Raw genomic sequence first — 16,945 nt, forward strand, 5'->3', positions numbered from 1 at the left:
GTATTGATGGGAATGAGAATGATTCGCAAGTATGGCAATACCGACGCTGTATTGCCAGTGCCGATTTGTCTTGAATCACTGCGCGACAACCGCATATCCGTTACATCTGCCAGCCACGCTGGCCATGACACGAAAGAGGAACTCCCCATGCGGATGGACAAACTCACCTCGCGTTTCCAGCAGGCGCTGGCCGACGCGCAGTCGCTGGCCGTGGGCCGCGACCACAACATCATCGAGCCGGTGCACGTGTTCACCGCCTTGCTGGACCAGCAGGGCGGCAGCACGCGCCCGCTGCTGTCCCAGGCCGGCGTCAACGTGCCGGTGCTGCGCGAACGCCTCAACGAGGCGCTCGATGCGCTGCCGAAGGTCTCCGGGCAGGAAGGCAACCTGTCCATCGGCAACGACCTCAACCGTCTGCTCAACAACACCGACAAGCTGGCCCAGCAGCACGGCGATGCCTTCATCGCCAGCGAGTGGTTCGTGCTGGCCGCACTGGACGACAGCGGCACGCTGGGCATGGCGCTGCGCGCCGCCGGTGCCGACAAGACCCGCATCGACGCGGCGATCGACAAGATCCGCGGCGGTGAAAGCGTGCAGTCGGAAAACGCCGAAGAACAGCGCCAGGCGCTGGAGAAGTACACCATCGACCTGACCGCGCGCGCCGAGAGCGGCAAGCTGGACCCGGTGATCGGCCGCGACGAAGAGATCCGCCGCACCATCCAGGTGCTGCAGCGCCGGACAAAGAACAACCCCGTGCTGATCGGCGAACCCGGCGTGGGCAAGACCGCGATCGTGGAAGGCCTGGCCCAGCGCATCATCAACGACGAAGTGCCCGAAGGCCTGCGCGGCAAGCGCGTGCTGTCGCTGGACATGGGCGCGCTGATCGCCGGCGCCAAGTTCCGCGGCGAATTCGAAGAGCGCCTCAAGGCCGTGCTCAACGACCTGGCCAAGAGCGAAGGGCAGGTGATCCTGTTCATCGACGAGCTGCACACCATGGTCGGCGCGGGCAAGGCCGATGGCGCGATGGATGCCGGCAACATGCTCAAGCCGGCGCTGGCCCGTGGCGAACTGCACTGCGTGGGTGCGACCACCCTGGACGAGTACCGCAAGTACATCGAGAAGGATGCCGCGCTGGAGCGCCGCTTCCAGAAGGTGCTGGTGGGCGAGCCCAGCGTGGAGGACACCATTGCGATCCTGCGCGGGCTCAAGGAAAAGTACGCCGTGCACCATGGCGTGGAAATCACCGACCCGGCGATCGTCGCGGCCGCCACGCTGTCGCATCGTTACATCGCCGACCGCCAGCTGCCGGACAAGGCCATCGACCTGATGGACGAAGCCGCCTCGCGCATCCGCATGGAAATCGACTCCAAGCCGGAGGAGCTTGATCGCCTGGAGCGTCGCGTGATCCAGCTGAAGATCCAGCGCGAGATGCTCAGGAAGGAGAAGGACGAGGCCTCGCGGCAGCGCCTGGCCGACCTGGAGAGCGATATCGATGCGCTGGAGCGCGAGTTCTCCGACCTCAACGAAATCTGGAAGTCGGAGAAGGCCACGCTGCAGGGCGCCACCCGGATCAAGGAGCAGATCGAGCAGGCCAGGCTGGAGCTGGAATCGGCCCAGCGCCGGCAGGATTTTGGCCGCATGAGCGAGATCCAGTACGGGCAGTTGCCGCAGCTGGAGAAGCAGTTGGCCGCGGCGCAGCAAGTGGAGACCACCGAATTCAAGCTGGTCCAGGACCGGGTCACCGCCGAGGAGATCGCCGAAGTGGTTTCGCGCTGGACCGGTATCCCGGTCAACCGCATGCTGGAAGGCGAGCGCGACAAGCTGCTGCGCATGGAAGACATGCTGCATGACCGCGTGGTGGGCCAGGAAGAGGCGATCAAGGTGGTGTCCGATGCCGTGCGTCGTTCGCGCGCCGGGCTCTCCGATCCGGATCGTCCCAGCGGCTCGTTCCTGTTCCTGGGCCCCACCGGCGTGGGCAAGACCGAGCTCTGCAAGGCGCTGGCCGAGTTCCTGTTCGACAGCACCGACGCGATGATCCGCATCGACATGAGCGAGTTCATGGAGAAGCACAGCGTGGCCCGCCTGATCGGTGCGCCCCCGGGCTACGTGGGCTACGAAGAGGGCGGCTACCTCACCGAGGCGGTGCGCCGTCGCCCGTATTCGCTGATCCTGCTGGATGAGGTGGAGAAGGCGCACCCGGACGTGTTCAACATCCTGCTGCAGGTGCTCGACGATGGCCGCCTCACCGACGGTCAGGGCCGCACCGTGGACTTCCGCAACACCGTCATCGTGATGACGTCCAACCTGGGCTCGCACCAGATCCAGGACATGAGCGGCGATGACAGCCCGGAGGCCTACACGCAGATGAAGGCCGCGGTGATGGGCGTGGTCCAGGCGCACTTCCGCCCGGAGTTCATCAACCGCCTGGACGACATCGTGGTGTTCCACCCGCTGGACAAGGTGCAGATCAAGCAGATCGCCCGCATCCAGATGCAGGGCCTGGAGAAGCGGCTGGCCGAGCGCAACCTGCGCATCGAGGTGAGCGATGCGGCGTTCCAGCTGCTGGGCAACGTCGGCTTCGATCCGGTCTACGGCGCGCGCCCGCTCAAGCGTGCGATCCAGTCGCAGCTGGAAAACCCGCTGGCGCAGAAGATCCTGTCCGGCGAGTTCCTCAGCGGCGACGTGATCCAGGTCGATGCGGCCGAGGGCAAGCTGGTGTTCGTGAAGGGCTGAGCCCGGCGCACGTGAACACGCCCCTGCCTACGGGCGGGGGCGTACTTCGCGGTACGGGCCCTCGGTGCCGAATCCGCGCCCGCGCGACCGTGAATGTCCTCGTTGCGGCGCCCTGATCTCTCGCTCCCTTTTCTCCGGAGCAGGTGTCTCTGCGTGCGATGGCTTTCTACGTGATGCCATCCACTTTGACGGGAGCGTTTTTCCCATCGTGGCCCATGGTCGGTGAGGTATGTGCGACGTCGGATAGTTTGACGTGGGTCCTTGGATTCATTTCAGGCGTGCTTTGCTGGCTGCAGCCATATGAATGCTGAAGGCTTCTTGCTTGAGCGCTTGTGCAAGCGAATCGAGCTCGTCTTCGCTGATGCTGTTCGCCAGGTAGGGCCTTCCATCGTCCTGTGCATGGACATGCCTTGGCAGGTAGCGTGTCACCACGCCTTGCTCCAGCGCTTCACTTGTGGAGCTCGCGCGGAAGTAGACGCGCTCATTGACATCGGGTAATTCGAAATCGGCCCAAGCCAGCGCCAGCTCCCAGCGGCAGGGGCCGCGCCCGTAGTAATCCTTCTCGGACATCTGATCGAGAAACAGGACGAAAGAATACTTGCCATCACCGAGGTCCCTGACCGGCAAGGTGACCGCGTAAGTTGCTGGCGCCTGCTGCACACCTTGAAGGTTGGTGACCTCCGGCAGACAGTTCTGGTTGGCCACGTGGTAAGAGGCGCGTGCTTGATGTGCCTCCAGGCCGTTGGGCCCGTTTTCCACCTTGATGAGGATTTCAACCGCATCCTTGGGGTGCGGATCAAGCGCATAGGGTGGATACGTTGGCTCAGAGCAGCCTGCTAGCAGAAGAGCGGCCAACACGACTGCGCCCGTGCTCAGGCGCCGCCGCATTCTTTGAACCACTGGGGCAGTTGCGTTCATTGCCACTCCGGGACGGGTCTGTGCCCACCCTGTTCGATGTCAGGCCTGTCGAGAGAATTGTGCGCGATTCCAAGCCGGCAGAAGGGTAGGGATTCTCTGAAATTGCGCCCTGCGAGACGCGGTTTCCCCTGCATCCCCCCTTGCCGCGCTAGGCTTCCTTCGCCCCACTGGCCCGTGGTTTCCAGGCCGCTGAGGATCAAGACGGATATTCACTCCACAAGGATTGCCCATGTCTCGCACGTTGCCCCTCGCCGGCTGCCTTGCCACTCTCTTGTCGATGCTGGCAACGGCCCACGCACAGGAGGCCGCCACCGCAGCAAGTTCCGAAGTGTTACTGCGCCCCACCACCGCGGACTATGTGCAGGGCTATGAGGCGACCCAGCCCGGCTCCGGCAACCGGATCCTCGAGTTCGTTCCCAAGGGGCAGGACGTGCAGCACTGGACGGAATTGCTCACCGTGCAGCAGTTCCGCGACTCGGCGCACGTGCCGCCGCGCGAATTCCTGGACATCATCGGCAAGGGCTGGATGCAGGCCTGCCCGGAGGCCAGCGTGACCTTGATCCTTGAGGACGTGGAGAACGGCTATCCGATTGCGGTGGCGCAGATGATCTGCCCCAACAACGCGCAGACAGGCAAGCCGGAGTACACCTGGCTCAAGGGCATCCAGGGCCAGGCCAGTCTGTACGTGGTGCAGAAGGCCTTCCGTTTCGTCCCGGATCGCGAGCAGATGACCACCTGGGTGCGTTACCTCAGCCAGGTGAAGGTCTGCAATGAGAAGGACGCGCAGCACTCCTGTCCCTGATGCAGCGGTGCCGGCCGCAGCGTAGATCACCGCCGCTTACAAGCCCATGCGTAATCGGCATGAGCCGACGCGTGCGGCGGTGCTGTGCTGCGCTATCGTCCGCATTCAACCGGAGGAGGCGTGATGGCAGAGCACGGTAGTCAAGGGCAGGCCCCAGCACCGCAGTGGAAGGCGGAAACCATCGCCGTCCACGGCGGCTACACCCCGGACCCCACCACCCGCGCGGTGGCGGTCCCGATCTACCAGACCGTGGCCTATGCCTTCGACGATACCCAGCACGGTGCGGACCTGTTCGATCTGAAGGTGCCGGGCAATATCTACACGCGCATCATGAACCCCACCACCGACGTGCTGGAGCAGCGCATCGCCGCGCTCGAAGGCGGTATCGGCGCACTCGCGCTGGCCTCGGGGCAGGCCGCCATCACCTACGCGATCCAGACCATCGCCGAAGCCGGTGACAACATCGTCTCCTCCAGCGCGCTGTATGGCGGCACCTACAACCTGTTCGCGCATACCCTGCCGCAGTTCGGCATCCAGACCCGCTTCGCCGCCTACGACGACCCGGACGCCTTCGCCGCGCTGATCGACGAACGCACCAAGGCGGTGTTCGTCGAGTCGATCGGCAACCCGCGCGGCAACATCACCGATATCGAAGCGGTGGCCAGGATCGCCCATGCGCATGGGGTGCCGGTGATCGTCGACAACACCGTGGCCACCCCGTACCTGCAGCGCTCGTTCGACTTCGGTGCCGACATCGTGGTGCATTCGCTGACCAAGTACCTGGGCGGCCATGGCACCAGCCTGGGCGGGGCGATCGTCGACGCCGGACGCTTTCCGTGGGCCGAGCACAAGCAGCGCTTCCCGCGCTTGAACGAGCCCGACGTGAGTTACCACGGCGTGGTCTACACCGAGGCGCTTGGCCCGGCGGCCTATATCGGGCGTGCACGTGTGGTGCCGCTGCGCAACACCGGTGCGGCGATCTCGCCCTTCAATGCCTTCCTGATCCTGCAAGGGATCGAGACCCTGGCGCTGCGCATGGACCGGATCAACGCCAACACGCTGGCGGTGGCCGCGTTCCTGCGCGACCACGCCAAGGTCGACTGGGTGAACTACGCGGCGCTGCCCGATCACCCTGAGCATGCCTTGGTGCAGAAGTACCTGCGCGGCCACGGCTCCGGCGTGCTCACCTTCGGTCTGCCCGGCGGGCGTGCGGCCGGCGCGCGCTTCCTGGATGCACTGCAGTTGTTCACCCGGCTGGTGAACCTGGGCGATGCCAAGTCGCTGGCCACGCATCCGGCCTCCACCACGCACCGGCAACTGGATGCGGCCGAGCTGCAGAGGGCCGGCGTGAGTGAAGACACCGTTCGCCTGTCCATCGGCATCGAACACATCGACGACCTGCTGGCCGATCTGGCCCAGGCCCTGTCCAAGGCGTAGAGGCGGGACCCACGGCGGTCGGTGCGGGCCGACCGCCGTGGGGTTTTTGCGCAGGATCGGTCACGCGCGGAGCCCGAATGCGACGCGACACGCCGCCAGCGGCGTTACACCACCGGGATGCTGTGCTTGCCCAGAGTGCGGTACGGCGGGGTGGCCATCACCATCTCGGCCAGCGAATACGCCAGTTCGCGTTCGGCCATCACCGTGCCGTCGGCGCCGTGCTCGAGCAGATGCTTCACTTCGGCATCGCTGTGCGCGCGGGCCAGCAGGGTCAGCCCCGGGTTGAGCGCGCGCAGCTTGGCCAGGGTTTCGCCCGCTTCCAGCGGCTGCGGGATGGCCAGCACCGCGATCTTGGCGCGCTCGGGATGGGCCTCGGCCAGCACCTTGTCCGAGGCGGCACTGCCGCGGATGCCGGGCAGGCCGGCCGCGTGCGCCTCGGCCACGTGTTCCTTGTTGTCGTCGATCACCAGCACCGGTACCCCGCGATCGCGCAGTACCTGGGCCAGCGCACTGCCGACACGGCCGTAGCCGATCACGATGGCGTGGTCGTGCAGGTCCAGCGACGGCCCGGGCGGCAGTTCGATCTCGACGGCGGTCGGGGTGGTTTCCTGGTGCTTGGCCAGCCAACGGTCGAGCAGCCCGAACACCAGCGGGTTGAGCATGATCGAGATCAGCGCACCGGCCAGCACCAGCGCCTGGCCGGTGGGCGGCAGGATCTTCAGGGTCACGCCGAGGCCGGCGATGATGAAGGCGAATTCGCCGATCTGCGCCAGGCTAGCCGAAATGGTCAGCGCGGTGCCGGTGGGGTGCCCGAACGCGCGCACGATCACGAACGCGGCGGCGGACTTGCCGAACATGATGATCGCCGCGGTCGCCAATACCTGCCACGGGTGCTCGATCAGGATCGCCGGATTGAACAGCATGCCCACCGAGACGAAGAACAGCACCGCGAACGCATCGCGCAGCGGCAGCGAATCATTGGCCGCCTTGTGGCTCAGCTCCGATTCGTTGAGCAGCATGCCGGCGAAGAATGCACCGAGCGCAAACGACACCCCGAACAGCATCGCCGAGCCGAAGGCCACGCCCAGCGCGATCGCCAGCACGGCCAGGGTGAACAGCTCGCGCGAGCCGGTACCGGCGATGCGCTCGAGGATCCACGGGATCACCCGGCGCCCGACCACCAGCATTACCGCCACGAACAGGCCCAGCTGCACGAAGGTCCAGCCGATGCTGGCCAGCACGCTGCCGATGGTATGGGTTTCATTGGCCGCATCCGGGCCGAACACGCCGGCCAGGACCGGCATCATCACCAGGGCCAGGACGCAGGCCAGGTCTTCCACGATCAGCCAGCCGATCGCGATCTTGCCGCGCGTGGTTTCCAGCAGGCGCCGTTCTTCCATCGCGCGCAGCAGCACCACGGTACTTGCGGTGGCCAGCGAGAAACCGAACACCACGCCGTAGATCACCGGCCAGCCCATCAACGCGGCCAAGCCCCAGCCGAGCAGGGTGGCGACCAGGATCTGGCCGATCGCACCCGGGATGGCGATCGCCTTGACCTCCATCAGGTCTTTCAGCGAGAAATGCAGGCCAACGCCGAACATCAGCAGCATCACCCCGATCTCGGCCAGCTGGTTGGCCAGCGCCTGGTCGGCCACGAAGCCAGGGGTGAACGGCCCTACGCAGATGCCCGCAACCAGATAACCGACCAGGGGAGACAAACGCAGCTTGTTGGCCAGCGCGCCCAGGATGAAGGCGAGCCCAAGGCCAACGGCGACGATGTTGATCAGGTCGGTGTCATGGTGCATCGGGGCTCGCAGAAATAGGGGATGTCCCGATTTTCACCGATGCGGCCGATCCGGGCAAACACTGCGTGCGGCGATGCTGGTATGTCCCCATGGTCAGGTGATGTGCTGTCCCGGACAAAGGACGGGGGGAGCGATGAATGCGCAGATCCCCGTATTTGCACGGCCCAAACGCACATGCCCCGGTGTACCGGGGCATGGCGGTCATCAGGCAGAGGTGTTTACCACTTGTAGGTCACGCGGCCATACACGTACGCGCCATTGAACCCGTACGGCGAGTAGTTGCTGTACGGCAACATGCCCCAGGTGGAGTTCTGCAGGTCCACGGTGCGGTCGGGGTACTCGTCCAGCAGGTTGTCCGCGCCCAGGGTCAGTGCCCAGTTCTCGCTCGGCTTGTAGCTGACCGACGCGTCCAGCACCCACGAGGCGTCGTAGGTCTGGTCACGCAGTGCGGTGGCCGAGTTGCGCACGGTGAAGCTGCCGTAGCGCGTGGCGGCCAGGTTCAGGTCCCAATGGTCGCTGCGCCAGGTGCCGCTGAGGATGGTCTTGTCGCGCGGGTAGCTGTCCTCGATGCGGCCGATCTCATCGCGACCGATCAGCGACTGGGTGATGCCCAGCGTGCCGAACACCGGCGGCGAGGCGATGAACTTCTTGACCTCGGTTTCGTTGTAGCTGTAGGCCGCGGTCAGTTCCAGGGTGCTGGCGCTGAAGGGAATGCTGTAGCTGGACACCGCATCCACGCCACGGGTGCGGGTATCCACGCCGTTGGTGAAGTAGGAGAACGCGGTGACGCCCGGCAGGCCCAGCCCGCTGAGCAGCGAGTTGGCCGCCGCATTGGTGGTGATGTTGGTGGACAGCACGATGCGGTCGTCGATGTCGATCTGGTACGCATCCACCGTCAGGTACAGGCGTTCGACCGGCTGCAGCACCAGGCCCAGGCTGTAGGACGTGGAACTTTCGGCCTTGAGCGGGCTGGCCCCCAGTGCCTGCGCGGCCTGGCTGGTGGTGGGGAAGGTGCCGCGTTCGACGAAGGCGCCGTTGACGATCGTGCTGGTTACCGCCTGGTAGCTCTGCTGGGCCAGCGACGGCGCGCGGAAGCCGGAGGACGCGGTGGCGCGCAGGGCGACCTTGTCGGTGAACGCGTAGCGCGCCGACAGCTTGCCGGAGAACTTGTCGCCGAAGTCCGAATAGTCTTCGTAGCGACCGGTCAGGCCGGCCGAGAACTTGTCGGTGAGGTCTGCCTCCAGCCCGGCATACACCGCGTAGTTGTGGCGGTCGTTGGACACTGCGTTGAGCGGGGTGAATCCACCGAAGCCCTGCGCACCGCTGCCGAAGTACGAATTGGCTTCACCGGCGGACTGTTCCCACTTTTCGCGGCGGTACTCGCCGCCGAAGGACAGCGTGACCGGGTAGGCCAGGCCCCAGTCCAGCGACTTGGTCAGATCGGCGTTGACGATGTCCTGGGTGTACTTCAGCGCACCGTCGTAGAACGAGCGCGGACTGGTCAGGCCGAGGCTGTAGTTGATGCTGTTGCGGGTGTGGAAGTCGATCGTGTTCTCGCCGTGGTTGGCGCTCACGTCCCAGGTCCAGCCGTTGTCGGTGTCGCCCTTGACCCCGGCCACCAGCGAGCGGTCCTTGGAGTACTGGTTGATCTGCGGCACGAAGCCGTCCGGATAGGTCTGCGCCAGCAGCGCGCCCTGGCCACTGTTGGTGCGCGAGCGGTAGAACGCGAACGAGGTGATGTCGCGGTTGCTGGCCATCGCCGTGGCATAGGCCGAGACATGGTCGTTGAACTGGAAGCTGGCGTTGACCGACGCGGCGGTGGCGTCCACCTGCGGGTCGCCCACGACGAAGGTCTTCTGGCCGATATCGGGGAAGTTGCCGGTGTTGGGCGTGGTGCCCAGGTACGGACCGGCGCGGTTGCTTTCATCCTGCTGCAGGATCTGCCCGGCCACGTGCACGCTGCCGCGACCGTCGGCGAAACCGATCCCGGCATCGCCGGAGATCTGGTACTTGTTGCCGTCGCCGGCCGAGTACTGGCCCGCATCCACGGCCAGGCTGCCGCCGGAGGCGGAGCCCTTGAGCACGATGTTGACCACGCCGGCGATGGCGTCCGAGCCGTACTGGGCCGAGGCGCCGTCGCGCAGCACTTCCACGCGCTCGATGGCCGCGATCGGGATCGCATTGATGTCCACTGCCGACGAGCCGCGGCCGATGCTGCCGTTGACGTTGATCTGCGCCGAGGTATGCCGGCGCTTGCCGTTGACCAGCACCAGCACCTGGTCCGGGGAGAGGCCGCGCAACTGGGCCGGGCGGATGCCGCTGGTGCCGTCGGTCAGCGCCGGGCGCGGGAAGTTCAGCGAGGGCAGGGCACGCGCCAGTGCGGTGGCCAGCTCGGTGGTGCCGGTGGACTGCAGGGCTTCGGGGGTGATGATGTCGATCGGGGACTGCGACTCGGCCACGGTGCGGTCGGCCACCCGGGTGCCGGTGACGATGATGGTGTCCAGCGTATTGGCCGCGGTGCGCGCAGGCGCGTCCTGGGCCAGGGCGGCGAAGCTGGACGCGCCGAGGACGACAGCGACGGCGGCGGCGAGCGTACTGGTCTTGCGGTTCATCAGGGTGGGGCTCCGGTAGGAATGGCGCGGCACCGGAACGACATCGCGACGGGGTGGGGCGGGGTCGGCGAAGGCGGGTGTTGCGGTGCGCAATAAACGAATTAACGGGATATTCATCGCTTGTCAAATGCCTGCCATAATCCAAAAAACGTTGCAGCAGCAACCATTTACGTGAATATGCAGGTCAGTTGGCGGGTTCAACGGGAGGGTCCCGGGGAAGCGCGGGCAGGGTCGTGGGAGAGAGAACGAGACCTGCCGCGCATCCCGGGGCGCGTCAAGTATTCGTTAACGTTAGAATTACGTCGCAGGAAGGGTGCTTACCAGCACATTCCATTCCGTTATATGGACCCCCCAAGATGATTTCCCTTCGTAACTTCGCCTTGCGCCGTGGCGAGCGGCTGCTGTTGTCCAATGTCGACCTGACCCTGCACGCGGGGTACCGCGTCGGCGTGGTCGGCCGCAACGGGGCCGGCAAGTCCAGCCTGTTCGCCGCCGTGAAGGGTGAGCTGGAGGCGGACAAGGGTGATGTCGACCTGCCCGGCAAGGTCCGCATCGCCAGCGTCGCCCAGGAAACCCCGTCGCTGCCGGATCCGGCGCTGCAGTTCGTGCTGGAGGGCGACACCGAGGTGGCCGCCGTCATGCGCATGGAGGCCGATGCGGCCGCGCGCGAAGATTGGGAGGCGGTCGCCACCGCGCACCAGAAGATGGCCGAGATCGGCGCCTATGACGCCGAAGCGCGGGCGGGCAAGCTGCTGCACGGCCTGGGCTTCCCGGCCGAGACGCACTCGCGGGCCGTGTCCTCGTTCTCCGGCGGCTGGCGCGTGCGCCTGAACCTGGCGCGCGCGCTGATGATGCCCAGCGACCTGCTGCTGCTCGACGAACCGACCAACCACCTCGATCTGGACGCGGTGTTCTGGCTGGAACAGTGGCTGCTCAAGTACCCGGGCACCCTGTTGCTGATCTCGCATGACCGCGAGTTCCTCGACAACGTGGCCACCCACACGCTGCACCTGCATGGCGGTGGCGCCAAGCTGTACCCGGGCGGCTATACCGACTTCGAGCGCCAGCGCGCCGAACAGCTGCGCCAGCAGCAGATCGCGCACGACAAGGAACAGGCCGAGCGCGCCCACCTGCAGAGCTTCATCGACCGCTTCAAGGCGCAGGCCAGCAAGGCCGCCCAGGCGCAGAGCCGCATGAAGCGCCTGGCCAAGCTGGCCGGCACCGAGGCGGTGCGCGCCGAGCGCGAGTTCCGCATCGAGTTCTCGCCGCCGGCCAAGCTGCCGTTCTCGCTGATCCGCCTCAACCACGTCGACGCCGGTTACGGCGCCGATTCGGTGATCCTGCACAACGTGGGCTTCGGCCTGGAAGCCGGCCAGCGCATCGGCCTGCTGGGCCCGAACGGCGCGGGCAAGACCACGCTGGTGAAGACGCTTGTCGGTGAGCTGGCCCCGCTGAGTGGCGAGCGCGCCGCGCACCCGGACCTGCGCATCGGCTACTTCGCCCAGCACACGGTGGAGTCGCTGCACGAAGGCCAGTCGCCGATGGAGCACTTCCGCGACCTGGACCGGGATGCACCGAACCAGACCTTCCGCGATTTCCTCGGCAAGTGGAATTTCGCCGGGGATCGTGCGTTCGAACCGGTGGATGGCTTCTCCGGCGGCGAGCGTGCGCGCTTGGCCCTGTCGCTGATCGCCTACCAGCAGCCCAACGTACTGCTGCTCGACGAACCGACCAACCACCTTGACCTGGAAATGCGCGAAGCGCTGGCCGAAGCGCTGGCCGACTTCGAGGGCGCGATCGTGATGGTCTCGCATGACCGCCACCTGATCGGCCTGGTCTGCGACACCTTCTGGCGCGTGGCCGATGGCGTGGTCGAGCCGTTCGACGGCGACCTGGACGCGTATGCGGCGTGGCTGCGCTCGCGGCCCGCCGCACAGGGCACCAAGCAGAAGATGGCCGCCGCCGCGCCGGAACCGGTGCCGCCGCCGCCGCCGCTGCCGGCCCGGAAGCCGGCCAACCCGCACAAGCTGGCCGCTGCCGAAGCCAAGGTGGGCGAACTGGAAGCCCTGTTGGCCGACCTGGACCGCCAGCTGGCCGACCCGGCCAATTACGCCGATTCGACCCGCATGGCCGTGCTTGGCCGTGACCGCGAAGCGACCGCCACCCTGCTCGGCAAGGCCGAGCAGGCGTGGATGGAATTGCTGGACGCCTGATCGCGGTGGGTGATGCGGCACGCGGGGACGTGCCGCATCCTGCGTAGATCCACGCCATGCGTGGATGCGCCGGGCGGCGGCGTTGCGCCGGCCACGCATGGCGTGGCCCTATGCGGTTCAGCGCGTGGGATCCTGTGTTTCCAACCATGCCCGGAACCGCCGCGCGGCGTCGCTCTCGGCGCGTGAGCGCAAGCGCGTCAGCCAGTACCGCCCCAGCTCGAGCGTCGGCGTAAACGGCTGCACCAGCCGCCCCTGCGCCAGGTCCTGCTCGAACATCTTCAGCGGCAGCAGGGCCACGCCGGCCCCGGACGCCGCCGCGCTGGCCAGGGTCAACGAGGAATCGAACACCGGCCCGCGCGCCTCCAGTTCGGCCACCCCCGCGACCTGCAGCCAACGCGGCCACTCGTCGCTGCGATAGGACCGCAGCAGCGTCACGTTGGCTAGGTCACGCGGATGCCGCAGCGCGCGCGCCACCGCGGGTGCGCACAGCGGCGCGAACGGTGCGTCCAGCACCGGCGTGCAGACCTGGCCCTGCCAGTCGCCATCGCCGAAGCGGATGGCCATGTCCAGGCCCTCGCCGGCCAGGTCGATGCGGTTGTTGTGGGTCTGCACGCGCAGCTCGATGTCCGGGTGCAGGGCGGCAAAGCCCGCCAGGCGTGGCAGCAGCCAACCGGTGGCAAACGTGCCGACTACGCCCACCCCGAGGACCTCGCGGAAGTGCCCGCCGACGAACCGGTCCAGGCTCACGGCGATGCGGTCGAACGCCTCGTTGAGCACCGGGTACAGTCGCGCGCCTTCGTCGGTGAGCGCCACCCCGCGTGGCAGCCGGTTGAACAGCGACACCCCGAGGCGGTCCTCCAGCGCCCGGATCTGGTGGCTCAGCGCCGCCTGGCTGACGCACAGCTCGAGCGCGGCTCGGGTGAAGTTCTGGTGGCGCGCGGCCGCCTCGAAGGCACGCAGTGCGTTGAGTGGCAGCTGGGGGCGGATCATGGGCGAGCCGTGAGAAGGGATGATGGATGATCGCATTGATTCGGCGACCTGCACCCGCCCGGGGGCGATAGGGTCACGCTCTCGATCCAGCGGCGCCGCGTTCACTGCGGCGAGGCATTATCCTGGCTAATGGCTCTCCCTGAAAATGCTCGCTGGTTCGTCGCGGCCACGGCGTGAATACTTCCGCCTCCCCTTGGAGATCCCACATGCTCGCTCGACGACAGTTCCTGCATTGGACCGGGGCCGCCGCTGCCTCGGCGCTGGCCGCTTCCGCGCTCGCCAAGGTGCCGCCCGTCGCGCCCGCGCCGGCGGCGGCCGCCAAGGACTTCGCGGCGCTGGAGGCCGCCAGCGGCGGTCGCCTCGGCGTGACCCTGCTGGATACCGGCAGCGGGCAGCGCATCGGCCACCGCCAGGACGAGCGCTTCCCGATGTGCAGCACCTTCAAGTTCGCGTTGTGCGCGACCGTCCTGTACCAGGCGGATGCCGGTGCGCTGGCGCTGGATCGGCGGGTGCCGGTGCGCCAGCAGGACATGCTCTCGCATGCACCGGTCACCACCCGGCATATCGGCAAGGACCTGAGCGTGCGCGACCTGTGCCGGGCCACGATGGTCACCAGCGACAATCCTGCGGCCAACCTGCTGCTCGGCGTGGTCGGTGGGCCACCGGCGGTGACCCGCTTCCTGCGGGACACCGGCGATGCGGTGACCCGCAACGATCGGCTGGAGCCGGACATGAATCGCTTTGCGCCGGGCGATCCGCGCGACACCACCAGCCCGGCGGCGATGGCCGCCAGCCTGCACCGCCTGGTACTGGGGCCGGTGCTGGCGCCGGCCTCCCGCCAGCAACTGGCCGATTGGCTGATCGACAACGAAACCGGTGACGCGCGCCTTCGCGCGGGGCTGTCCAAGGCGTGGCGGGTGGGCGACAAGACCGGGAGCAATGGCGAAGACACCACCAACGACATCGCGATCCTGTGGCCCGTGGCCGGCGGCGCACCGTGGGTGCTGACCAGCTACCTGCAGGGCGCCACCGTGGACGATGCCGGCCGCAACGACGTGCTGCGCCAGGTGGCCGTGCTCGCCGAGCAACGCATCCGCGCAGGGGGCTGATCCCCGCCGCAGGCCGGCGTCAGCCACGCCCGGGCCGGGTTACGCGTCGGCGTGGCTGGTGCGCACCGCCTCCAGGAAATCGCGGCCCCAGCGGTCCACGTCGTAATACTCCACGCTGCCGAACAGCTGGCGCATGCGACCGGTGGCTTCCTCGTCGGGCATCGACAGTGCCTGCAGCAGCCCGGCGGTGAGGTCGGCCGGATCGTGCGGATTGGTCAGCACCGCGCCCTTGAGTTCAGCCGCCGCGCCGGCAAATTCGCTCAGCACCAGCACGCCGCTGCTGCCTTCGATGCCATGGGTGGCGACGAATTCCTTGGCCACCAGGTTGAGCCCATCGCGCAGCGGGGTGATCCACATCACCTGCGCGGCCGCGTAATGCGCCACCACCTGCTCGAACGGCAATGCCTGGGCGAAGAACCGCACCGGGGTCCAGTCCAGGCGTGAAAAACGGCCGTTGATGCGGCCCACCGCCTGTTCGATCTGGTTCTGCAGCGTGCGATACACGGTCATTTCGCGGGCCGCCGGCACGCATACCATCAGCAGGGTGACCTTGCCCTGGCGCTCGGGGTGCTGTTCGAGCAGGCGCTCGAAGGCTTCCAGCTTGGCCAGCGTGCCCTTGGTGTAATCCAGCCGCTCCACCGACAGCACCAGCTTGCGCGCGCCGATCTCACGTCGCAGCTTGAAGATGTCGTTGCGCACATCGCTGCGGGCCAGCACGCTATGGATGCGGCGCAGGTCGGTGCCGACCGGGTGCGCGCCCAGCGCGATCTCGCGGTCGCCCACGCGCAGGCGCGTGGTCATGGTGTCCAGGCCCACCGCGCAGCCGTAGGTGAGGAAGCGCGGCGCGCAGCTTTCCCAGGCCAGTCGCTCCGTCGGTACCGCACCGCGCACCACGTCCACGAAGTTCTCCACCTGGCGCGGGATGTGGAACCCGATGTAGTCGCACGACAACAGGCTGCCGATGATCTCGCGCCGCCACGGCACCACGTTGAACACGTCGGCCGAGGGGAAGTAGGTGTGGTGGAAGAAGGCGATTTTCAGGTCCGGGCGCAGCTCGCGCAGCGTGGCCGGCACCATCCACAGGTTGTAGTCGTGGATCCATACGGTGGCGCCGTGCGCGGCTTCGGCGGCGGTGGCCTCGGCGAACTTGCGGTTGACCTTGAGGAACACCTGCCAGTCGTCTTCGCGGAAGCGCGCACGTTCCCAGAACACATGCAGCATCGGCCAGAACGCTTCCTTGGAGAAGCGCTTGTAGAAGATGTCCACCTCCTGCTTGCTCAGCGGCACGCGTGCGGCGGTCAGGGTGGGGTAGCGCTCGGCGTCCACGGCCATGTGGGTCTGGAACGGGCCGCGCTTGGGCTCGTCGATCCCCCACGCAACCCACGAGCCTTTCTGGCCGCCTTCGAAAAAGCTCAGCAGCGAGGGAATGATGCCGTTCGGCGAGCGCGGCGGGCGTTGCACCAGCACGCCGTCTTCCATGACTTCATCGAACGGCATGCGGTGGTAGACCATCACCAGGTCGGCACCGTCGGCACGCGCCTGCACCGGTGGGTACAGGAAGGCATCGTCGGCGGGCAGCAGGCCGAAGTGCTCGATCGCTTCGAGAATGCCGCCGCAGCCGGGCGCCTGCGCGTGGAAGGTGTGCGTGAGGTCGGCGGTCGCCGCGGTCAGTGCCGGCTCCGAATCGCCCACGCATACGCCGCGGAAACCGGAGGTATACATCGACAGATCGTTGAGGGTGTCGCCGGCCACCAGGATGCGGTCGCGCGGCAGTTCCAGCAGGCGCGCAAGCGCGGCCAGGGTGCGGCCCTTGTCGGTGTCCGGCGGCAGGATGTCCAGGTAGCGGTCGGCCGAATACAGCACATCGCAGCCCAGCGCCTGTGCGGCCGCCTGGATCTGCGAGCGCAGGGGCGCCAGCGTCTGTGGATCGCAGAAATACGAGCAGCGGCGTTCCTGCGGCACATCCTGGCGCTGCAGCGCGGTGAACGGCCGCATCGCCGCCGCGACGGCCTGTTCGCCGGGCCAGTGCGCGTCGATCATCGATTGCAGGGGCTGCAGCGGCTGCAGGGTGCGGCCGTCGACCACCGTGGCGCCGACATCGCAGACCACGTAGTCCGGGCGCGGAATGGCCGGGTCGGAGAGCAGGGGCATCACCGCTTCCAGGCCGCGGCCGGTGATGAAGATCAGGGCGATACCGGGGTGCTGGTCGACCAGCCGGTACAGGCGATGGCGCGCGGCGGCATCGCCGGCGAGAAAGGTGCCATCCAGGTCGGTGGCGAGGATGAGGTGCGGTGCCGACCGGGCCGGCGGTGTACGGGTGGGAATC

10 protein-coding genes are annotated in these 16,945 nt (G+C 67.0%); 5 read left to right on the plus strand and 5 right to left on the minus strand.

The genetic code is table 11. The annotated features are described in order from the left end of the window. The first annotated feature begins 147 nt into the window (after nucleotides 1-147). The gene (gene clpB / locus AC06FD_RS00985; protein WP_259206383.1) at nucleotides 148-2,733 is read left to right on the plus strand and encodes an ATP-dependent chaperone ClpB; all 2,586 of its coding nucleotides are present in this window, start codon (nucleotides 148-150) and stop codon (nucleotides 2,731-2,733) included. 267 nt (nucleotides 2,734-3,000) lie between these two features. Here clpB and AC06FD_RS00990 read toward each other — a convergent pair whose 3' ends face one another. Continuing rightward, nucleotides 3,001-3,651, minus strand: coding sequence for a hypothetical protein (locus tag AC06FD_RS00990; protein ID WP_478076777.1), 651 nt, complete (start codon nucleotides 3,649-3,651; stop codon nucleotides 3,001-3,003). A gap of 229 nt (nucleotides 3,652-3,880) precedes the next feature. Here AC06FD_RS00990 and AC06FD_RS00995 point away from each other — a divergent pair, with 229 nt between their 5' ends. After that, the gene (locus AC06FD_RS00995) at nucleotides 3,881-4,453 is read left to right on the plus strand and encodes a hypothetical protein (RefSeq protein ID WP_478076778.1); all 573 of its coding nucleotides are present in this window, start codon (nucleotides 3,881-3,883) and stop codon (nucleotides 4,451-4,453) included. A gap of 123 nt (nucleotides 4,454-4,576) precedes the next feature. Then, a complete protein-coding gene (locus tag AC06FD_RS01000) occupies nucleotides 4,577-5,890 on the plus strand; it encodes an O-acetylhomoserine aminocarboxypropyltransferase/cysteine synthase family protein (RefSeq protein ID WP_259206380.1) in 1,314 nt (437 codons plus the stop codon). 104 nt (nucleotides 5,891-5,994) lie between these two features. Here AC06FD_RS01000 and ybaL read toward each other — a convergent pair whose 3' ends face one another. Further along, a complete protein-coding gene (gene ybaL / locus AC06FD_RS01005) occupies nucleotides 5,995-7,695 on the minus strand; it encodes a YbaL family putative K(+) efflux transporter (protein ID WP_478076779.1) in 1,701 nt (566 codons plus the stop codon). 218 nt (nucleotides 7,696-7,913) lie between these two features. After that, complete coding sequence (locus tag AC06FD_RS01010) at nucleotides 7,914-10,307, minus strand: TonB-dependent receptor plug domain-containing protein (RefSeq protein WP_259206377.1); 2,394 nt, start codon at nucleotides 10,305-10,307, stop codon at nucleotides 7,914-7,916. Nucleotides 10,308-10,663: 356 nt separating this feature from the next. Between AC06FD_RS01010 and AC06FD_RS01015 the strand changes: the two genes are divergently transcribed. Then, nucleotides 10,664-12,520: an ABC-F family ATP-binding cassette domain-containing protein gene (locus AC06FD_RS01015; protein ID WP_478076780.1), complete on the plus strand. Its 1,857-nt coding sequence runs from the start codon at nucleotides 10,664-10,666 to the stop codon at nucleotides 12,518-12,520. A gap of 117 nt (nucleotides 12,521-12,637) precedes the next feature. Here AC06FD_RS01015 and AC06FD_RS01020 read toward each other — a convergent pair whose 3' ends face one another. Continuing rightward, nucleotides 12,638-13,510, minus strand: a complete 873-nt coding sequence (locus AC06FD_RS01020) for a LysR family transcriptional regulator (protein ID WP_478047254.1) — start codon at nucleotides 13,508-13,510, stop codon at nucleotides 12,638-12,640. 206 nt (nucleotides 13,511-13,716) lie between these two features. Here AC06FD_RS01020 and blaL2 point away from each other — a divergent pair, with 206 nt between their 5' ends. Beyond that, on the plus strand, nucleotides 13,717-14,619 hold the full coding sequence (blaL2, locus tag AC06FD_RS01025) for a L2 family extended-spectrum class A beta-lactamase (RefSeq protein ID WP_449334631.1): 903 nt from the start codon (nucleotides 13,717-13,719) through the stop codon (nucleotides 14,617-14,619). 39 nt (nucleotides 14,620-14,658) lie between these two features. On the opposite strand, the gene ggpS is transcribed toward blaL2, so the two are convergent. Then, nucleotides 14,659-16,944 (minus strand): glucosylglycerol-phosphate synthase, encoded by a 2,286-nt coding sequence (gene ggpS, locus AC06FD_RS01030; protein WP_478077355.1) that lies wholly within the window; start codon nucleotides 16,942-16,944, stop codon nucleotides 14,659-14,661. Nucleotide 16,945: the final 1 nt, after the last annotated feature.

It is taken from the genome of Stenotrophomonas sp. Steno-Z1 (assembly GCF_056393175.1).

Excerpts from the sequence above, each read along its gene's own strand:
- AC06FD_RS00995 (WP_478076778.1), top strand. The coding sequence starts at position 3,881 with ATGTCTCGCACGTTGCCCCTCGCCGGCTGCCTTGCCACTCTCTTGTCG.
- AC06FD_RS01015 (WP_478076780.1), top strand. The coding sequence starts at position 10,664 with ATGATTTCCCTTCGTAACTTCGCCTTGCGCCGTGGCGAGCGGCTGCTG.
- clpB (WP_259206383.1), top strand. The coding sequence starts at position 148 with ATGCGGATGGACAAACTCACCTCGCGTTTCCAGCAGGCGCTGGCCGAC.
- ybaL (WP_478076779.1), bottom strand. The coding sequence starts at position 7,695 with ATGCACCATGACACCGACCTGATCAACATCGTCGCCGTTGGCCTTGGG.
- AC06FD_RS01010 (WP_259206377.1), bottom strand. The coding sequence starts at position 10,307 with ATGAACCGCAAGACCAGTACGCTCGCCGCCGCCGTCGCTGTCGTCCTC.
- AC06FD_RS00990 (WP_478076777.1), bottom strand. The coding sequence starts at position 3,651 with ATGAACGCAACTGCCCCAGTGGTTCAAAGAATGCGGCGGCGCCTGAGC.
- AC06FD_RS01000 (WP_259206380.1), top strand. The coding sequence starts at position 4,577 with ATGGCAGAGCACGGTAGTCAAGGGCAGGCCCCAGCACCGCAGTGGAAG.
- blaL2 (WP_449334631.1), top strand. The coding sequence starts at position 13,717 with ATGCTCGCTCGACGACAGTTCCTGCATTGGACCGGGGCCGCCGCTGCC.
- AC06FD_RS01020 (WP_478047254.1), bottom strand. The coding sequence starts at position 13,510 with ATGATCCGCCCCCAGCTGCCACTCAACGCACTGCGTGCCTTCGAGGCG.